Consider the following 16,465-nt stretch of genomic DNA (forward strand, 5'->3'; position numbering starts at 1 on the left):
GTCCCCTTAGATCCGGTCCTGGGTCAGCGCCAGGTATGCGTTCTCGAGTTGGCTTCCGGTCGGGCCGAACGAGACCACCCGCACGCCGTCGGCGACGAGGCCGGCGAGGAGATCGGCGGCCGCGTCCTCGGTCATCAGCGGCAGTTCGACGCCGCCCGACGTCGTGTCGCCGATGAACACGTCGCGCTTGTCGAGCGCCGCCCGCAGGGCCGGTTCGTCGGTGGCGCGCACCCGCCACGTCACCGCGCTCGACCGGACGAGCACGCGCATGTCGTGCTGCCCCGCGTCGCGTCCGCCGGTGATGAACACGACACGGTCGGCGATCTCCTCCAGCTCCGTGAGGATGTGGCTGGAGACCAGAACCGCCGCGCCCTTCGCGGCCAGGCCGCGAAGGATGTCGCGCAGTTCGATGCGGGACCGGGGGTCGAGGCCCGAGGCCGGTTCGTCGAGCAACAGGACCGCGGGGTCGTGCAGCATCGTGCGGCCGAGCGCCAGCCGCTGCTTCTGCCCGCGGCTCAGCACATGCACGGGACGCCCGGCGTACTCCTCCAGGTGGGTCAGCCCCAACGTCTCGGCGACCCGGGCCCGGCCGGTCGGGTCGGGCAGCCGGTACGCGTCGGCGAAGAACTTCAGGTACTCCCAGACGGTGAGCTGGTCGTAGACGCCGAACGCGTCGGGCATCCAGCCCATCCGGGCCCGCACGCCCACCGGGTCCCGCACCGGGTCGAGGCCGGCGACCCGCACGTGACCGGAGTCGGGCGCGAGCAGCGTGGCGAGCATCAGCAGCAGCGTGGTCTTACCGGCGCCGTTCGGGCCGACCAGCGCGGTGACCTCTCCGTACGGCGCGCTGAGGCTGAGGCCGCGCACGGCTTCGACCGACCCGAACCGCCTGGTCAGGTCCTGTGCGTCGACGCCAAGGTCGTGAGCGATCATGCGAGCCCTCCGCTGTTGCGCATAGCTTATTGACGCGGAGCAAGGCGGAAACGGTTCCACCGTTCACAGAACTCGCACAAGTCGCACGGCGGAACACGCGTCACACGGTGCCCTCCGATCGGGCACAACACCGGGTCCACTCGCCGTACAGGGCGGGCCGCCAACGGGAGCTGCCGGGCCGTCGCCGGACACTACTGTCGCTTTCCGCCAGCAGATGTCGGGTGCGCGAGGGGTGTTCGTTCCAGTGGGTGTGTTGTCGGCGGCTTGCGCCGGCCGCAGGGCGAAGCGGCGGGGCTTGCGGCGGGTCGCCGGCCGCGGCAGAGCCCGGCCTTCGCGGGCCGGTGTGCGCGGGGTGGCGTCCGCAGTCGTCGACACGTCCCGTCGCGTCGGATGGTGGCTGCTGCTGCCGGCCCTGCTGATCGCGGTGACGCCCGCGATCGTGCACGCCGCGCGGGACGCCACTGCCGACCCGCCGACCAGCCTCGCGGCCGCGACGCTCACCGGAAAGCGCACGGTCTCCGGGCCGGTGTGCATCGACCAGGCGCAGGACGTGTCGGGGTCGATGAAGCGGTACGCGGCGCAGCGCGACGAGGCGGTCGCGCAACTGCTCTCGTTCGCGACCCGCGAGCTGCGCGGCGACGACCTGCTCGCCGAGGCGGTGTTCGCCGGCACGAGCGAGGTGACGCTCCCCCCGACGTCGCTGCACACCGTCGGCGCGGCACGGCGTCCGGCGGCGGCGATCGAGGACGGCAGCCTGCTGTCGCCCGCGGTCGACGCGCTGTCGGCCACGCCGCACGGGTCGTGCGCGGCGAAGGCCTTGGTCGCGGTCACCGATGGCCAGATCTTCGATGACCCGGCGGAGCTCGGCGCGAAACTGAAAGGCGCCCGGTACTCGCGCGTCTACCTGATGATTCCGGGCGTCCACTGGACGCAGAGCGGCGACGCGATCAGCGAGCTGCCGCCGAACGTCACCGTGCGGTACTTCCGCGGGCCCGACGAGCTCGGCGTGGCCTTCGGCGAAGTGGCGGCGGCGTTGACCGGCGAGCGTCTCTCGACGCGGAAGAAGGGTGCACCATGAACGTCGACCGACGACCGGCTCGGCCGATCCCGTACGGGATCGCGGCCCGCGCCGTCGACTGGTGGGACGCCCGCAGCGACGCGCGCGCCGGCCTGCCCGCGCTCGACGGCGGGCAAGCGGCGCGGCGGTTCACCTACACGCCGACGCTGGAACGGTTGCGGCACCGGGCCGCCGACGCGATCGAGCACGAACTGCTCCGGTTGGAGCGGGAACGGGCCGCACCTGCGCGCGCGCTGGCGGCCGTGCGGGAACAGGTGCCGATGGCGGAAACCGTGGTGGCGAAGGCACGTTCGGCGCTCTCCGCCGCGTCCCGTCCGCTCGACGAAACGGACCTGCGGGAGCGACGGGCCGGCGAGACCCGGACCGACGCGGCGGTCGTGCGCAAGCGGCGGCAACTGACCCACGACAAGCGGGTCGCCGACCGGGAAGCCGCGCTCGACGCGGCCGAGCGGGACCTGCTGCGCCTGCGCTCGACCGAGGCCGACCTCGTCGAGTCGATCCGCCGCAGCGAACTCGTCGCGGCGGCCCGCGCGCGGCGCATCCACGAGCACACGTGGCGCCGGATCAGCGCGTACTGGCAGCACCTCGTGCGCCGGCACCCCGACGGCGCCGCCCTCAACGCCGTGCTCGGCATCGCCGAACCCGACCTGCCCGGCTGGGCCCGCTACGACCTGACGGAGGCGTGATGCCCAGGAATCCCGACGAGATCTCGCGGTCGGTCGACGCGGTGACGCCGGAGCGGCCGGCACCGGCGCCCCCGGCCGACCTCGACCGGGCGAAGGCGGAGCTCGACGCGTACGTCGTCAAACTCGCGGCGGGCGGCGTCGACGAGGGGACGCAGCACGCGGCCGACAACCTCATCAACGCGTGGGTCGACGCGTGGCTGGCCGAGCTCCAGGTGCGGCGGGTCGACGCGCACAGCGTCCTCGACGCCCTGATCCGCGACGTCGCGCCGCAGGAACTCGCCGCCCGCCTGCGCCGCGACGGCGTTGCCGACGACCTCCGCCAGGCGGAACACGGCCGCGAGCAGGGCCGGCGGCTGCTCGACTCGGCCCTGCGGAAGACCCGCCGGAACGGGCCGAAATGATTCACAGGACCGTTCCGCGGCCCCGGCTCGTCCTCGACGATCTGGTCGACCGCCGCAGCTCGGACCGCCGCGCGTCCGAAACCCGGTATCTGACGGCCGCGCGCGTCGCCGGTCGGTCGTTCGCCGCGCCGGTGCACGTCCTCGTGCTGATGGTCGCGGCCGGCGCCGACGTCGCCGCGTTCTACGACGTGCTCGCCAACCACACCAACCTGCCCGTCCACATGCTGTACCTCCTAGTGGCCGGGTTCACCGCGATCACGTTGTCGCTCGCCCACAGCATCGGCGCCGGGTACCGCGACCGGGTCGACGGCGCGCCCGACCACCGGGCCGCCCTGTTGTGGTTCGCCGCCGGTGGCTGGCTGGTGCTCGGCGCGGCGGCGTTCGCGATCCGGCTCGTCCTCACCGGGCCGGCGCCGGCGGCCAACTCCACGTTCGGCGCCGCACCGTCCACTGTGGACAGCAACGAGGGCCTCGCGATGGCGCTGCTGTTCGCGGCGTTGTATGTCGGTACCGGGATCGCGGCCGCGCTCGGCGCGTTCGTGTTGCACAATTCGATCGGCCGGGCGGTCGTCGCCGCGTCCCGCCGGATCCGTGGCCTGCGCCGCACGCTGAGCCGCCACGAGCGCCGGCACGAACGGCTGGAGGCCGAGCTGCGTCGGCTGGAGGCCGAGCGCTTCCGGGTCGATCAGGCGCACGAGGCCGCGCGGCTCGGCCGGATCGCCATGGGCGACGAACTCAAGCAGTACGTCCGGATGCGGATCGCGCAGGTGCTCAACGACGCGTCGGCGACCGACGCGATGTTCGAGCCCGACCGGTATCCGTTCCGGAGTTCCCCGCTACGCGAGGACGATGCCACGTGAAGCGATTGGGCCTGGCTACGCTCGCGCTGGTGCTCGCGGGTGGGTCCGTGGCCGCGTGCGATTCCAGCGAGTCCGCCAGCGAAGCGGCCGGCCCCGCCTCCCTCGGATGCGTGCGGACCGGCGGCGCCGTCGCGGTGGCCGTCGGCAACCGCGCCAACAACCCGCAGCCCGGCATGCCGGCCGAGGTCGACGCGCTCGCCCGCGGCGCGGCCGCCGCGAACCAGCCGGTCAGCATCGTCCGCATCGACGGCCGGCCCGCGGTGGTCGAGGACCGGGTGACGTTCGCGTCCCAGGCGCAGAACGACAAGAAGCGCGCCAACGACCTCACCGCCTGGGTCGGCTCCCTGGGCACGGCGCTCGACCGGGTGCGGGCCACCGCTCCGGAGGTCGACCAGTTGACGGCGCTCGACGTCGCCGCGCGGGCCGTCGGCGACGGCGGCACCGTCGTCCTGCTCGACTCGGGCCTGCAGACGACGGCGCCGCTGGACTTCCGCACCGCCGGGATGCTCGACGCCCAGCCGGCGGACGTGGTCGCGTTCCTCACGAAGGCGGACGCGCTGCCCGACCTCCACGGCAGGCAGGTCGTGCTGATCGGCACCGGCGACACGGCACCCCCGCAGCAGCAACTCGACACGGCCGCCCGTCGCCGCCTCGTCGACCTGTGGTCGGCGATCGCGACCGCCGGCGGCGCGTCGTGCGTCCAGGCCGTCACGCGGACCGTCTCCGGGTCCGCCGCCGACGGCGTGCCGGCGGTCAGCGTCGTGCCGGTCGCGGCGCCGGCCGCGTTCAACCCCTGCGGGCAGACGGTTCTCGCCGACGGCGGCACCGTGGGCTTCACGCCCGACACGGCGAACCTGCGCGACCCCGCCGCCGCCCGGCAGACCCTGGCCGACCTCGCGACGATCCTGAAAGACGGCCGGCAGCGCGTCGACCTGATCGGCACCACCGCCGGCGCCGGCGACGGGATGGCGCTGTCGCGGGACCGGGCGGCGGTCGTCAAACGCGAACTGGTCGCGCTCGGCGTCCCCGACAACCGGATCACCACCCGCGGCGTCGGCAACAAATGGCCGTCCCGCGAACCCGACCTGGCCCCCGACGGCAGCCTGCTGCCCGGCCCGGCCGCCCGCAACCGGTCGGTCATCGTCCAGCTGACGTGCTGATTGAGCGACCACCTTTCTGGGCACTGTGAAGGGGAGACATCCAGAACCCCCGGAAGGATGGCAATGACCGAAAACACCCGGCAGACCAGTGACGAAGCGGCGTCGGCCGCCAGCGAGGTGCTGCGCGACCCGAAGGCCACCGAGGAAGAGAAGCAGGCGGCCGGCAGCGCGTTGTCGCAGACCCCGTCGAAGGTCGACCCGGACGAGTGATTCCGGCCGTGAAGGCCCGGTCCGCGAAGGGCCGGGCTTCACGTATATCTGGACCAGATTGCGGCGTCGTCGCCGGCGAGCAGGGTCCGGAGCCGGTAGGCGAGTTGGTTCGCCACCTGCTCGCGCCCGTCGAAGGCACCGAGGGTGCTGGTGGCCATCTGCAGATCGCGGACGGCGCGCATCGTCGGCCAGCCCGTCCAGGCCAGGATGTCGAAGCCGTAGGCGTCGGCGAACGCCCGGTAGGCGGCGCGGGGGCGGCCCATCCGGGTCGCACCGTGTGCCGGCGGCGTCAGATCCCATTCGCGGGGACCGGTGCCGACGCTGTCGAGGTCGCAGAGCACCGGCCCGGCCGCGGTGATCAGCAGGTTGCCGGTGTGGACGTCACCGTGGACGACACCGGGCGGCAACTGCCAGCGGACCTCGACCAGCGCCCGCTCCAGCGCGTCGCACCGGGCCCGCAGCGCGGCCAGCAGCGCGTCCAGGTCGAGCCCCACCGCGTCCCGGGACCAACGCGCCATCCAGGAAGCGCCGTCGGCGCGGTCGATCCGGCGCCGGGCCTTCGCGATCGGCTCCCACGGCCGCAACCCGGTCGGCAGCGACCGCAGGCGGTGGATCGCCCGCACCGGCCCGGCCAGGTCGACCGGCTCGGGCGGCCGACCCGTGGTGACGACGTTCCGCCACACCGTCGCCGCCCAGTCGCCGGACCGGATCGGCTGCGGCCCCACGTCGGCCAGCCGGACCGTCGGCGCGCCGGCCGCGGCGAGGGCCGTCGCGTTGGCCACCGTCCGTTCGGCCGCCTCGGCGTTGCCGCTCAACCGGATCACGAACGGCGGCACGCGGTACACCGCGTTGATCGTGTATTTGATCAGCTCGGCCCGCGCCGGATCGGCACCGACCCGCGCACACACGACGCGCAGATGCTCATCGAGTTCCCGGGCGACCGCCGCGCTGAGCAAGGTGGCCATCCGCGTACCTTCGCAGACCTCGCCGGATACGTCGAGTGACGCTGGAATACCTGATGTAGGGGCAGACACAACGCCCGGGATACGGCATCATTTCGCGGCGTGATTCGCTTCTACGGCCTCCTGATGCTGATCGACCTGGCGCTGCTGGTGATCGCGCTGATCGATTGTCTGTCCACCGACGAGTTCGCTGTCCGGAACCTGCCCAAAGTCGTCTGGGTGTTCCTGATCCTGTTGTTCTCGCCGATCGGGGCGATCGCCTGGTTCGTGGCGGGTCGGCCGCAGAACGCACGGGTCGGCCGCGCCGGCGAGTGGCGGCCGGGCTCCGGCTTCCCCGAGCGCGAGCGTCCCCGCCCGCTCGCACCCGACGACGACCCGGCGTTCCTGCGTTCGGTCGAGCGCAGCCGCCGCGAAGACGAGCAGATGTTCTCCAAGTGGGAGGCCGACCTCCGCCGCCGCGAGGAGGAACTGCGCCGCCGCGAGGGCGAACAGGCCTGACGTCACCCCTTCTTCGACGCGAACGCGGCCAGCACCGACACGATCACGGTCAGGCCGGCCGCCGCCGCGACGACGACGCCCAACCCACCGGGCACCACCACCGCCGGCACCGCGCCGGTGAGCCGGAACAGCGCCACCCACAACCCGCCGAGCGTCACCGCCGCGGCACACAGCGCCAACACCACACCCAACCCGGTCACGAACACGGCGTCGGCGATCACCACCCGCAGCACCTGGCCCGGCGTCGCGCCGGCCAACCGCAGCAGGCGGAGTTCCCGGCGCCGCTCGCGGCCGGCCATCAGCACGGTGCCCACAATGGACAGTCCCGAGTAGACGGTCGCGATGCCGACCACCACCCACATCCCGGCCGCGGTTACGCGGCTTCCGGGCGCCGGTTCCGGGGTCAGGATCCCGGCGCCGTGTCCGGTCACGGCCGCGCGGAGGGCGGCGGCCACCGCGCCGGGCGCGGTTCCTTTTCGGGGACGCACAACCGCACGCGTCGCCAACTCCCCGGCGGCGTGCGCCCGGGTCAGGTACGCGCCGTTGCCGCCGACGCCCTCCCGCACGACGGCCGCCACCCGCAGCGTCACCGGCGTGCCGTCGCCGCGCCAGACCCGCACCGTCTCGCCGACCCGCCGGTGCCAGTCGGTGTCGACGACCACGGTGTCGTCGCGCAGGTCGGCCAGCGACCCGGCGAGCACCGGCAGCTCGGCGATGGCGCCCGGATCCACGGCCTGCGCGGGCCGTTCGAGGAACGCCACGCCGTCCTCGAGCTCGTAGAGCGCGGTGGGATAGCTGACGCCGACGTCGACACCGGGAATCGCCCGGAGCCGCTCGACCAGCTCGCGATCCAGCCCCGGCGCCCCCGCCGGCACGACGGCGAAACCCGTGCGGGGCAACGCCTCCGCCGCCTTCGCGCGGTCGACGGTCGAGGTGATGCCGAGCAGGCAGGCGGCCAGTCCCACGGTCAGCAGCACCGGCGCGGCCGTGGCGGCGGTGCGCCGGGTGGCGGCGAGCGCGGTCTCCCGCGTCAGCAGACCCGTCACGCCGCGCAGCGGCCAGCCGAGAACCCGGGCCGCTGGCCCGATCAGCGCCGGTGCCAGCACCGCGAACGCGACGACGAGCAGCATCACCCCGGGCACGTACCCCTTGCGTTTCAGGGCCGCCGCCGGCTCGGCGAGCACCGGCCACCACAGCACGTAGAGCGCGCCGGCCAGCGTCGCCAGCCCGCACAGCCAGCGCGGCAAGGGCATCCCGCGGGCGTCCACAATGGACTCCCGCAGCGCCGCCACCGGACGCGTCCGGCCAGCCCGCCACGCGGCCGGCAGCGCACCGGCGACCGCCGACGCCAGCCCGATCAGCACCGCCAGCACCAACGGCACGCGCGTGTCGGGAATCGTGAACCAGTCCGGCGCGAACCCGTTGTCGCGCAACAGGTCCGCGAGCACCTCGGCCACCGGCCGGGCCGCGGCGGAACCGGCCACGCAGGCCAGGAACCCGACGACGAGCCCCTCGCCGAGCACCAACCGCCGCACCTGACCCGGGGTCGCACCGACCGCCCGCAGCAACGCCAACTCCCGTCGCCGCCGGGCCACCGCGTACGCGAACCCCGACGCCACCACGAACCCGCTGACGAACACCGCGATCCCGCCGGCCGTGCCGAGGAAGGCGGTGGCCGCCACGAGCGACTCGGCGTCGCGCGCCGCGTCCGGGTCGAGCGCGCGCAGGTCCGGCCCGGTCCGCAGGTTCACGCCTTCCGGCAGCGCGGGAACGGCCGTGCCCGGCAGGATCAGCGCGTCGACGCGCGGCGAGAGCCGGGCGGCCTCGGCGTCGGTGAAGAACAGCGCCCGCTCGAACCGTGCCGGTGCCAGCGTCCCGACCACCGTGTACAGGCGCGGCCCGCCGGCGGTCAGCACGGTGACCCGCTCCCCCACGGCGCCGCCGCCCGCCCAGACCACCACCTCGTCGTCGGCTACCGGTCCCCGACCGGCCGTCAGCCGGTGCGTGCCGAACTCCGCCACCGGCCACGGCCGCCCTACCTGGTCCCTTCCACCGGAGAGCAGCCGCGCGTACGCCCACCGGTCGACCACGCCCGGCCCGAGCGCCGCCAGCTGCGCCGGGGTGAGGCCGTGCGGCACCGCCAGCGGCCGGCTCCGGTACCCGTGTTCGGTCTCGACCGTCAGTTCGTCGAGCGGCACCGCCACCGCCGCCGCACGGGCATAGCGTTGCGGTGCCCGGTCGCCCGCTCCCAGCGTCCCCCACAGCAGGAGACCGGTGGCCGCGACCAGCGCGACCCCCAGTGCCAGCGCGACCAACGACCCGGCCAGGCCCGCCCATCGCGCGCGCACCGACGCGAGCGTCAGCATGCCCGGTCCGCCGTGATCCGGCCGTCGGTGAGCGTGAGCACGCGGTCGGCGACGGCCGCGGCCGCCGGGTCGTGGGTGACCATCACGACGGTCTGGCCGGTGTCGACCAGGCGACGCAGCAGGCCGAGGATCTCGGTGCCGGACCCGGTGTCGAGCGCGCCGGTCGGCTCGTCGGCGAAGACCACCGCGGGGCCCGTGACCAGCGCCCGCGCGATGGCGACCCGCTGCTGCTGGCCGCCCGACAGCGCGTCGGGCCGGTGCCGTTCGCGCCCGGCGAGCCCGACCTCGGCGAGCGCCCGGCGCACCGTGGCCCGGGCCGGCTTCTGCCCGGCCAGCCGCAACGGCAGCCCGACGTTCTGCTCGGCGGTGAGCATCGGCAGCAGGTTGAACGCCTGGAACACGAACCCGATCCGGGTCCGGCGCAGGCGGGCCAGCCCGGCCTCGCCCAGCCGGCCGAGGTCGGTGCCGTCGACCACCACGGTGCCTTCGTCGGGCCGGTCGAGGCCGGCCGCGCACTGCAGCAGCGTCGACTTGCCCGATCCCGACGGTCCCATGATCGCGGTGAACGTGCCGGCCGCGAAACCGACGCTGACCCCGTCCAGCGCGGTGACCTCCCGGTACGTGCGCCGCACGTCCCTCAACTCCACTGTCATGCCGTCAAGCACACGGCCTTTGCGCCCGGGACGCTGCCGGGCGGGTTCTACCCCGCGGGTAGAACTTTCTCTACCGCCGCCGGCCGTAAGCTGATCTTCCGTGAGGTACGCGCGTTCGCTGCTCTGGCTCGCCACCGGCGTGCCGGTCGGCGCCGCGCTGCTCGTCTCCTGGGTGGGCCTGCTCGCGCTCGGCCTGGCCGGCCTGCCGCTGCTGATCGGTCTGCCGATCCTGATGGGCGTCGCTCTGCTGGGTGTGCCGGCGGGCGCGGTGGAACGGCGGCGGCTCCGCCTGCTGGGCGCCACCGCCGACGATCCGCACGGCGAGCCCGACCGTCCCGGCCTCCGGGCGTGGCTCGGCTGCCGCTACCGCGAACCGGCGACGTGGCGCGAACTCGGTTACCTCGTCGCGTTCAGCCTGTTCTGGCCCGTCGACCTGCTCCTGCTCGGGTGCGTGCTCGGCCTGCCGCTGTCGCTGCTCACCGCCCCGCTGGTCGCGGCGGTCAACGACGGCGAGGTCAAGATCCTCAAGACCGTGCTGCTGACCGGCCAGGTCACCGCCTGGGCGGCGGTGCCGGCCGGCATCTTCGGTCTGGCGGTGGCGCTGTACCTGCTCGATCTCTACGCGCGGCTGCGGGCCGCGCCGGTTCAGGCCCTTGTCGGACGCCGTGCGCACGACGTCCGCGAACTCGTCCGCTCCCGCGCGCGGCTGGTCGACGCGTTCGACACCGAGCGCCGGCGGATCGAGCGCGATCTCCACGACGGCACCCAGCAGCGCCTGGTCGCCCTCGGCATGACGTTGGGCCTGGCCCGCGTCGCCGACCCCGCCGAGCTGCCCACGCTGGTGGCCAAGGCGCACGACGAGGCCGGGCAGGCGCTGACCGAGTTGCAGGAGCTGATCCAGGGCATCCACCCGCGGATCCTCACCGATCGCGGGCTGCCCGCGGCACTGGCCTCGTTGGCCGACCGCACGCCGATTCCGGTGACGGTCGCGGCCGATTTCGGTGTGCGGTTGCCGGCGGCGGTCGAGGCGTGCGCCTACTTCGTGGTCTCGGAGGCGTTGACGAACGTGGTCAAACACAGCGGTGCTTTCGCGGCCCGGGTCTCCGCTCGGGTGGCCCGGGGCCTCCTGGTCGTGACCGTTCACGACGACGGCACGGGTGGTGCTTTTCTCCGCCCGGGCGGCGGCCTGGCGGGCCTGTCCGACCGGGTCACCGCGGTGGGCGGCCGCCTGACCGTCGACAGCCCCTCGGGCGGCCCGACGGTGGTGCGGGTGGAGTTGCCGTGCGGGTAGTGCTCGCCGAAGACGGCATCCTGGTGCGTGAAGGCGTGGTGGGCCTGCTCACGCGCTTCGGTATCGAGGTGGTGGCCGCCGTGGGCGACGCGTCCTCGCTGGTCTCGGCGGTGTCGGCCTACGGTCCCGACCTGGTGATCACCGACGTGCGGATGCCACCCGGCTTCAGCGACGAGGGCCTGCGCGCCGCGATCGCCCTCCGCGCCGCGCACCCCACCCTGGCAATACTGGTCCTGAGCCAGTACATCGAGTTGACCTACGCCGCCGAGTTGCTGGCCGCCCCGTCCGAGGCCGGCGTAGGTTACCTGTTGAAGGACCGCGTCACCGACGTCACCACGTTCGTCGACGCCGTCCGTCGCATAGCCGCGGGCGACACGGTGGTGGATCCGAAAATCGTGAAGCAGTTGCTCGCCCGCAACAGCAGCCCGCTCGAACGCCTGAGCCCCCGCGAACGGCAGGTATTGTCGCTGATGGCGGAGGGCCGCTCGAACACGGCGATCGCCCGAACCCTCATCCTGAGCGAAGCCGCCGTGGCCAAAAACATCACCGGAATCTTCACCAAACTCGGCCTCCCCCCAACAGACGACGACAACCGCCGCATCCTGGCCGTCCTCGCCTACCTCCAACGCCGTTCCCCGTGACCCCGTGCCCCCGCTCCTTGACCTAGTCGATCTTGCAGTTGTGGTGCCCGAATGTGGTGTTCTTGCCCCGCTTCGATAGGCACCACAACTGCAAGATCGACTGGCTGGCCACCCGTGCGCCGGGCACGGCGATGCCCGGAGGCGTGGAGCCCCCGGGCATCGGTGACGGTCGCGTCCGGCGCGGAACCCTCAGGTACAGATCCCTCAGGCGCGGATCGCCTCGGGTGCCGGCCCGCGGACCGTGCGGCGCGCCGTGCCGAGCATCGCCGCCGCCGTCAGCGTGACCGCGATCGCGACCACCACCGCGAACGCACCGGGCGTCACGTCGGGCACGAAGCTGCCCGCGCGGGCCGAGGCGAACGGCAGGATCGTGAACAGTGACCCGACCGCCCCGCCGATCACGCCGGTCACCGTCACCAGCACGGCCTCCAGGGCGACCATCGTGGTCAGCTGACCACGGGTGGCGCCGGCCAGCCGGTGCTGGGCGAACTCCCGCCGACGGCTCGCCGTCGCCGCGATGAGCGTGTTCACCAGCATGATGGCCACGAACAGCGTGATCATCCCGACGACGACGTAGTTGAGCGTCTGGATGTCCTGCGCGTACTCGGGCTGCACCTGGCCCGCCGCCTCGGCGTCCTCGATGGTCTGCATGTACACGGTGCCGGTTGCGATGCCGGTGAAGATGAGCACCGGCATCACCGCGCCGGCCAACTGGCGCGCCCGGGTGTGCACGCCGAGCACCGCCAGTTCGCCGGCGACGCCGCCGAGCAGCCGCGTGGGGCCGCCCAGCACCGCCGTCACCAACCTCAGCAGCTCCGGCGCCAGCAGCGCCAGGCCGATCGAGGCCCAGATGCCGGCCTGTCCGGCGGTCTGCATCGCGTCGATGCCCTTGCCGTCCATGATCGTCGCGGTCAGGACCGCGCAGTTCGTGCCGGCCAGCAGGAACACGACCCCACCGATGCGGCGCAGCAGCGGCCGCGCGGCCTTGGTGCGGGCCGGTCCGGCGCCGCGCCGGGCCGCGGCGAAGCCCGCGATGACGGACCCGATCAGGGTGACGCCGAAGCCGGTGCCGAGCGCGATCCCGCCGAACGCGGGGTCGACCGACGCGGCGACCTGCCCGGTGTTCTGCAGCAGGTCGACGAGCACCTGGCCGAGCAGCATCCCGGCGGGCACCGCGATCGCCGACGCGATCAGTGCGACGGCCGCCGCCTCGCCGACGATCATCCGGCGCAGTTGCGGACCGGTGGCACCGATCCGGCGCAGCAGCTGCACCTGTTCCGCCCGCTGACGGATCGCCAGGCTGAGCGTCGACGTCACCGCGAACACCACGATGACCAGGCACCAGCCGCCGCCGACGCTGGCGGTGGTGCTGAGGGACTCGTTGCCGCCCGCCGCGTCGACGTTCGCCGCGGTGTCGAGCAGCGACGCGAACGCCATCAGCAGCGTCGCGCCCAGGAAAGCGGAGAGGAACGTCGTGACGAAGCCACCGGGCCGGTGCCGCAGGTTCCGCAGAGCGACCGCGATCACGCCGCCACCCCCACGCGCGCCGCGTCTCCCAGGTGGGCCAGGCGCTCGGCGACCGCGTCGGCCGTCGGATTCCGCAACTCGCCGGCGAGCCGGCCGTCGGCCAGGAACAGCACCGAGTCGGCGTAGGCGGCGGCCATCGGGTCGTGGGTGACCATGACGACCGTCCGCCCGTACTGGTGCACGACGGCCCGCAGCAGCGCGAGCACGTCCTGAGCGCTGCGCAGGTCGAGCGCGCCGGTCGGTTCGTCGGCGAAGATCACCGCGGGCTCGGTGACGAGCGCCCGGGCCACGGCCACCCGCTGCCGCTGCCCGCCGGACAGCTTCTCGGGCCGATCGTTCAACCGGTCGCCCAGCCCGAGGTGCCCGAGCACCTCCCGGCAGCGCCGCCGGTCGACCTTCCGGCCCGCCAGCCGCAGCGGCAGCACCACGTTCTGCTCCACCGTGAGCGACGGCAGCAGGTTGTAGTCCTGGAAGATGAACCCGACCCGCTGGCGGCGGAACTTGGTCATCTTCGTGTCGTTGGCGGCGGTCACCTCGGTACCGCCGATGAACACGCGGCCGCCGGTTGGCCGGTCGAGCCCCGCGGCGCACTGCAGCAGCGTGCTCTTGCCGGACCCCGAGGGCCCCATCACGGCGGTGAACGTGCCGTTGGGGAAACCGGCGGTCACACCGGCCAACGCGGTCACGGTGTCGTCGTAGGTCTTGTGAAGCGATTCCACTCGGACGGCGTCACTCATCTTGTATTTCCTCTCCCGCGTACGTTGTCTGGATACAACGTACGAGCGCACTAGAGGACGGTCAGTAGAGCCACCATGGCTCCTGGAGGTAGGGCTAGCACCCCTCTTGCTGGACACGTAGTGCACTAGTGCACTAGGAAGTGCTCATGGGCGTCCCCACCTACCGCCGGATCGCCGACGACATCGCCGCGCGGATCGCCGCCGGCGACCTCAGGCCCGGCGACCCCGTGATGTCGACGCGGCAGATCGTGGCGACACACGGCGTCGCGATGGCCACGGCCACCAAGGTCATCACCGCGCTGCGCGAGCAGGGCCTGGTCGAGGCGAAACCCGGCGTGGGGACGGTGGTGACCCGCACCGCCGGCCCGCGCGAACCCGCGCCCGACCGCGCCATGGTGGTGCGCACCGCGATCACCATCGCCGACGCCGAGGGCCTCACCGGCCTGTCGATGCGCCGACTGGCCGGCGCCCTGGGCATCCCGACGATGTCGCTGTACCGCCACGTCAAGGACAAGGAGGACCTGATCCTCCTGATGATGGACGAGGTGATGGGCGCCAACCCCCCGCCGTCCGACCTCGACCCCGACACCGACCACTGGCGCGCGTGCGTGGAAGCGGTCGCCCGCCTGCAGTGGTCGATGTACCAGCGCCACACCTGGCTGGCGCAGGCCATCTCCTTCACGAGGCCCCTGCTGGCCCCGAACGCGATGGCCCACACGGAGTGGGTGATGCGCGCGCTCGACCGGTTCGACCTCGGCTCGGACCTGCAGTTCCGGGCCGCGGTGATGGTGGCGAACTACGTTCGCGGAACGGCGGTCAACCTGGCCGACGAGGCGCAGGCCGAACAGGAGACCGGGATGACCGACGAGCAGTGGATCCAGTCTCAACAGGAACGCTTCGCCGCCGTACTGGCGACCGGCAAACTCCCGATGATGGCGAAGTTCGCCGCCGGCGACCCGGAATTCTCGCTCGACCTCCTGTTGGATTGCGGCCTGCAGGCCATCCTCGACGGCCTCGAAAAGCAACTGGGCACCCCTCCCTCCCATGACACGATCCACCGATGAAACGGACCATGCTGATCACCGGCGCAACCGGCGGCATCGGCGCCGCCATCGTGCGAGCCGCCGCCGCCCATGGCTACCGCGTCTTCGCGACGGGCCGCGACGTCGCCGCGCTGCACGCCCTTCCCGCCGACCCGCTACCCGTCGACCTCCGCACCCCGGGTGACCTCGCCGGCGCGCTGCCCCACCTCGACCGCCTCGACGCACTGGTGCATTGCGCCGGAATCGCCGACGTGGCAAGCGTCGAAGAGACACCACACGAACAGTGGACGGACACCCTCACCGTCAACGTCGTCGCCGCCGCCGAGATCACCCGGATACTGCTGCCGGCCCTCCGTGAAGCAGCCGGCCACGTCGTGTTCGTCAACGCGGCACCGGGACTGCACGCCGTTCCCCGATGGTCGGCCTACGCGGCGAGCAAGACCGCCCTGCGTGAGCTCGCCGACTCGCTGCGCATCGAGGAAACTCCCCACGGTGTCCGCGTGACCACCGTCTATCCCGGCGGCACCGCGACCGACCTACTGGCAAAGGTTCGAGCCCGGTTCGGCCAACCCTACGACCCGGCGAAATCCATTCAACCCACAACCCTGGCCACCGTCGTATTGACCATTCTCGAAATGCGCGATGACGCTTACCTGTCTGAGGTTTCGGTACAGCCGACGCCGCACGGGACCCCTCCGGGCGGCGCAAACTGATACGTTCACGCAATGATCAATGGTGCTCATGTCATTCTCTACAGCCAGAACGCCGACGCCGACCGCGACTTCTTTCGTGACGTCCTCGGCTACCCGAACGTCGACGCTGGCAACGGATGGCTGATCTTCAAACTCCCTCCCGCCGAAGTGGCGGTGCATCCGGCCGGCTCCCCGTCCCACGAGTTCTACCTCATGTGCGACGACGTTGCCGCCACCGTCACCCACCTCACCACCAAGGGCGTCGAGTTCACCAGGTCCGTGAGCGACGAGGGCTGGGGCCTGCTGACCGCGATCCGCCTACCGGGCGGCGGCGAACTCGGCCTGTACGAACCACGTCACGCCAAAGCCAACGAACTCTGACCCATGAATCCGATCAGAGCGTGCTGGGACTATTACCAAACGAACCTCCCCCAGGACATGAAGATCGAGTTGTGCGGCAACCGGGTACGGATCGAACCCGGGGCATTCGGCCCCCGCGGGGCGCTGATCAACGCAATCGGTGGAGCCTCGGCCAGCGCCGTGTCCGACGAACACAAGGAACGATGGGAAGCCGACCGCCCGTTCTGATGCTGCGACGTGAATCGTGCCAGCGCCGGACACGAACAACCAGAGACCGTTCATCCTCGGTTCGCGGATCCTAGAAGCACCGGATCCTAGGAAGAACAGGGCCATGTTTCGGCGGCGGGATCGCTTGCATACTCGAGCG

The 16,465-nt window shown here is 72.5% G+C and carries 18 protein-coding genes; 12 read left to right on the forward strand and 6 right to left on the reverse strand.

What is annotated here, in order from left to right:
• Positions 1–6: 6 nt before the first annotated feature.
• Positions 7–933 carry an ABC transporter ATP-binding protein gene (locus Vau01_RS32870; protein ID WP_204000737.1) on the reverse strand — a complete coding sequence of 309 codons (927 nt, stop codon included), beginning with the start codon at positions 931–933 and terminating at the stop codon, positions 7–9.
• 352 nt (positions 934–1,285) lie between these two features.
• On the opposite strand from Vau01_RS32870, the gene Vau01_RS32875 reads away from it, so the two are divergent.
• From Vau01_RS32875 to Vau01_RS32900, 6 genes are all read left to right on the forward strand, one after another.
• Complete coding sequence (locus Vau01_RS32875) at positions 1,286–2,011, forward strand: vWA domain-containing protein (protein WP_204000740.1); 726 nt, start codon at positions 1,286–1,288, stop codon at positions 2,009–2,011.
• Positions 2,008–2,697 carry a hypothetical protein gene (locus Vau01_RS32880; RefSeq protein ID WP_204000742.1) on the forward strand — a complete coding sequence of 230 codons (690 nt, stop codon included), beginning with the start codon at positions 2,008–2,010 and terminating at the stop codon, positions 2,695–2,697. The genes Vau01_RS32875 and Vau01_RS32880 overlap by 4 nt, the downstream gene beginning before the upstream one ends.
• Positions 2,697–3,098, forward strand: coding sequence for a hypothetical protein (locus Vau01_RS32885; protein WP_204000744.1), 402 nt, complete (start codon positions 2,697–2,699; stop codon positions 3,096–3,098). The genes Vau01_RS32880 and Vau01_RS32885 overlap by 1 nt, the downstream gene beginning before the upstream one ends.
• Positions 3,095–3,958: a hypothetical protein gene (locus Vau01_RS32890; protein ID WP_204000746.1), complete on the forward strand. Its 864-nt coding sequence runs from the start codon at positions 3,095–3,097 to the stop codon at positions 3,956–3,958. Before Vau01_RS32885 ends, Vau01_RS32890 begins: the two co-directional genes overlap by 4 nt.
• Positions 3,955–5,118, forward strand: coding sequence for an OmpA family protein (locus Vau01_RS32895; protein WP_204000749.1), 1,164 nt, complete (start codon positions 3,955–3,957; stop codon positions 5,116–5,118). The genes Vau01_RS32890 and Vau01_RS32895 overlap by 4 nt, the downstream gene beginning before the upstream one ends.
• 63 nt (positions 5,119–5,181) lie before the next feature.
• A complete protein-coding gene (locus tag Vau01_RS32900; protein ID WP_204000751.1) occupies positions 5,182–5,328 on the forward strand; it encodes a hypothetical protein in 147 nt (48 codons plus the stop codon).
• 38 nt (positions 5,329–5,366) lie between these two features.
• On the opposite strand, the gene Vau01_RS32905 is transcribed toward Vau01_RS32900, so the two are convergent.
• A complete protein-coding gene (locus tag Vau01_RS32905; RefSeq protein WP_204000754.1) occupies positions 5,367–6,293 on the reverse strand; it encodes a phosphotransferase in 927 nt (308 codons plus the stop codon).
• A gap of 99 nt (positions 6,294–6,392) precedes the next feature.
• On the opposite strand from Vau01_RS32905, the gene Vau01_RS32910 reads away from it, so the two are divergent.
• Complete coding sequence (locus Vau01_RS32910; protein ID WP_204000755.1) at positions 6,393–6,788, forward strand: PLD nuclease N-terminal domain-containing protein; 396 nt, start codon at positions 6,393–6,395, stop codon at positions 6,786–6,788.
• Between the two features lie 2 nt (positions 6,789–6,790).
• Here the strand turns inward: Vau01_RS32910 and Vau01_RS32915 are convergent, their stop codons facing one another.
• Both Vau01_RS32915 and Vau01_RS32920 read right to left on the reverse strand, forming a co-directional pair.
• On the reverse strand, positions 6,791–9,154 hold the full coding sequence (locus Vau01_RS32915; protein WP_204000757.1) for an FtsX-like permease family protein: 2,364 nt from the start codon (positions 9,152–9,154) through the stop codon (positions 6,791–6,793).
• A complete protein-coding gene (locus tag Vau01_RS32920; protein ID WP_204000759.1) occupies positions 9,148–9,807 on the reverse strand; it encodes an ABC transporter ATP-binding protein in 660 nt (219 codons plus the stop codon). The genes Vau01_RS32915 and Vau01_RS32920 overlap by 7 nt, the downstream gene beginning before the upstream one ends.
• A gap of 100 nt (positions 9,808–9,907) precedes the next feature.
• Between Vau01_RS32920 and Vau01_RS32925 the strand changes: the two genes are divergently transcribed.
• Positions 9,908–11,098 (forward strand): sensor histidine kinase, encoded by a 1,191-nt coding sequence (locus Vau01_RS32925; RefSeq protein WP_204000761.1) that lies wholly within the window; start codon positions 9,908–9,910, stop codon positions 11,096–11,098.
• The gene (locus Vau01_RS32930) at positions 11,089–11,739 is read left to right on the forward strand and encodes a response regulator transcription factor (RefSeq protein ID WP_204000763.1); all 651 of its coding nucleotides are present in this window, start codon (positions 11,089–11,091) and stop codon (positions 11,737–11,739) included. Before Vau01_RS32925 ends, Vau01_RS32930 begins: the two co-directional genes overlap by 10 nt.
• Before the next feature lie 204 nt (positions 11,740–11,943).
• Here Vau01_RS32930 and Vau01_RS32935 read toward each other — a convergent pair whose 3' ends face one another.
• Both Vau01_RS32935 and Vau01_RS32940 read right to left on the reverse strand, forming a co-directional pair.
• On the reverse strand, positions 11,944–13,266 hold the full coding sequence (locus Vau01_RS32935; RefSeq protein ID WP_204000765.1) for an FtsX-like permease family protein: 1,323 nt from the start codon (positions 13,264–13,266) through the stop codon (positions 11,944–11,946).
• Complete coding sequence (locus Vau01_RS32940; protein ID WP_204000767.1) at positions 13,263–14,003, reverse strand: ABC transporter ATP-binding protein; 741 nt, start codon at positions 14,001–14,003, stop codon at positions 13,263–13,265. The genes Vau01_RS32935 and Vau01_RS32940 overlap by 4 nt, the downstream gene beginning before the upstream one ends.
• 146 nt (positions 14,004–14,149) lie before the next feature.
• Between Vau01_RS32940 and Vau01_RS32945 the strand changes: the two genes are divergently transcribed.
• From Vau01_RS32945 to Vau01_RS32955, 3 genes are read left to right on the forward strand one after another with little or no spacing between them, the layout of a single operon-like run.
• Positions 14,150–15,067 (forward strand): TetR/AcrR family transcriptional regulator C-terminal domain-containing protein, encoded by a 918-nt coding sequence (locus Vau01_RS32945; protein WP_204000770.1) that lies wholly within the window; start codon positions 14,150–14,152, stop codon positions 15,065–15,067.
• Positions 15,068–15,075: 8 nt separating this feature from the next.
• Entirely contained in the window at positions 15,076–15,759 is a 684-nt protein-coding gene (locus Vau01_RS32950) for an SDR family oxidoreductase (protein ID WP_204000772.1), read from the forward strand.
• A gap of 12 nt (positions 15,760–15,771) precedes the next feature.
• Positions 15,772–16,119, forward strand: a complete 348-nt coding sequence (locus tag Vau01_RS32955; RefSeq protein ID WP_204000774.1) for a VOC family protein — start codon at positions 15,772–15,774, stop codon at positions 16,117–16,119.
• The last annotated feature ends 346 nt before the right edge of the window (positions 16,120–16,465 follow it).

The sequence above is a fragment of the Virgisporangium aurantiacum genome (genome assembly GCF_016863635.1).
GTDB classification, from domain to species: Bacteria; Actinomycetota; Actinomycetes; order Mycobacteriales; family Micromonosporaceae; genus Virgisporangium; species Virgisporangium aurantiacum.

What these genes read in the sequence shown, in the direction of transcription:
- Vau01_RS32870 (WP_204000737.1), bottom strand. Translation starts at nt 933, where the DNA reads ATGATCGCTCACGACCTTGGCGTCGACGCACAGGACCTGACCAGGCGG.
- Vau01_RS32880 (WP_204000742.1), top strand. Translation starts at nt 2,008, where the DNA reads ATGAACGTCGACCGACGACCGGCTCGGCCGATCCCGTACGGGATCGCG.
- Vau01_RS32885 (WP_204000744.1), top strand. Translation starts at nt 2,697, where the DNA reads ATGCCCAGGAATCCCGACGAGATCTCGCGGTCGGTCGACGCGGTGACG.
- Vau01_RS32890 (WP_204000746.1), top strand. Translation starts at nt 3,095, where the DNA reads ATGATTCACAGGACCGTTCCGCGGCCCCGGCTCGTCCTCGACGATCTG.
- Vau01_RS32900 (WP_204000751.1), top strand. Translation starts at nt 5,182, where the DNA reads ATGACCGAAAACACCCGGCAGACCAGTGACGAAGCGGCGTCGGCCGCC.
- Vau01_RS32905 (WP_204000754.1), bottom strand. Translation starts at nt 6,293, where the DNA reads ATGGCCACCTTGCTCAGCGCGGCGGTCGCCCGGGAACTCGATGAGCAT.
- Vau01_RS32915 (WP_204000757.1), bottom strand. Translation starts at nt 9,154, where the DNA reads ATGCTGACGCTCGCGTCGGTGCGCGCGCGATGGGCGGGCCTGGCCGGG.
- Vau01_RS32920 (WP_204000759.1), bottom strand. Translation starts at nt 9,807, where the DNA reads ATGACAGTGGAGTTGAGGGACGTGCGGCGCACGTACCGGGAGGTCACC.
- Vau01_RS32940 (WP_204000767.1), bottom strand. Translation starts at nt 14,003, where the DNA reads ATGAGTGACGCCGTCCGAGTGGAATCGCTTCACAAGACCTACGACGAC.
- Vau01_RS32945 (WP_204000770.1), top strand. Translation starts at nt 14,150, where the DNA reads ATGGGCGTCCCCACCTACCGCCGGATCGCCGACGACATCGCCGCGCGG.
- Vau01_RS32950 (WP_204000772.1), top strand. Translation starts at nt 15,076, where the DNA reads ATGCTGATCACCGGCGCAACCGGCGGCATCGGCGCCGCCATCGTGCGA.
- Vau01_RS32955 (WP_204000774.1), top strand. Translation starts at nt 15,772, where the DNA reads ATGATCAATGGTGCTCATGTCATTCTCTACAGCCAGAACGCCGACGCC.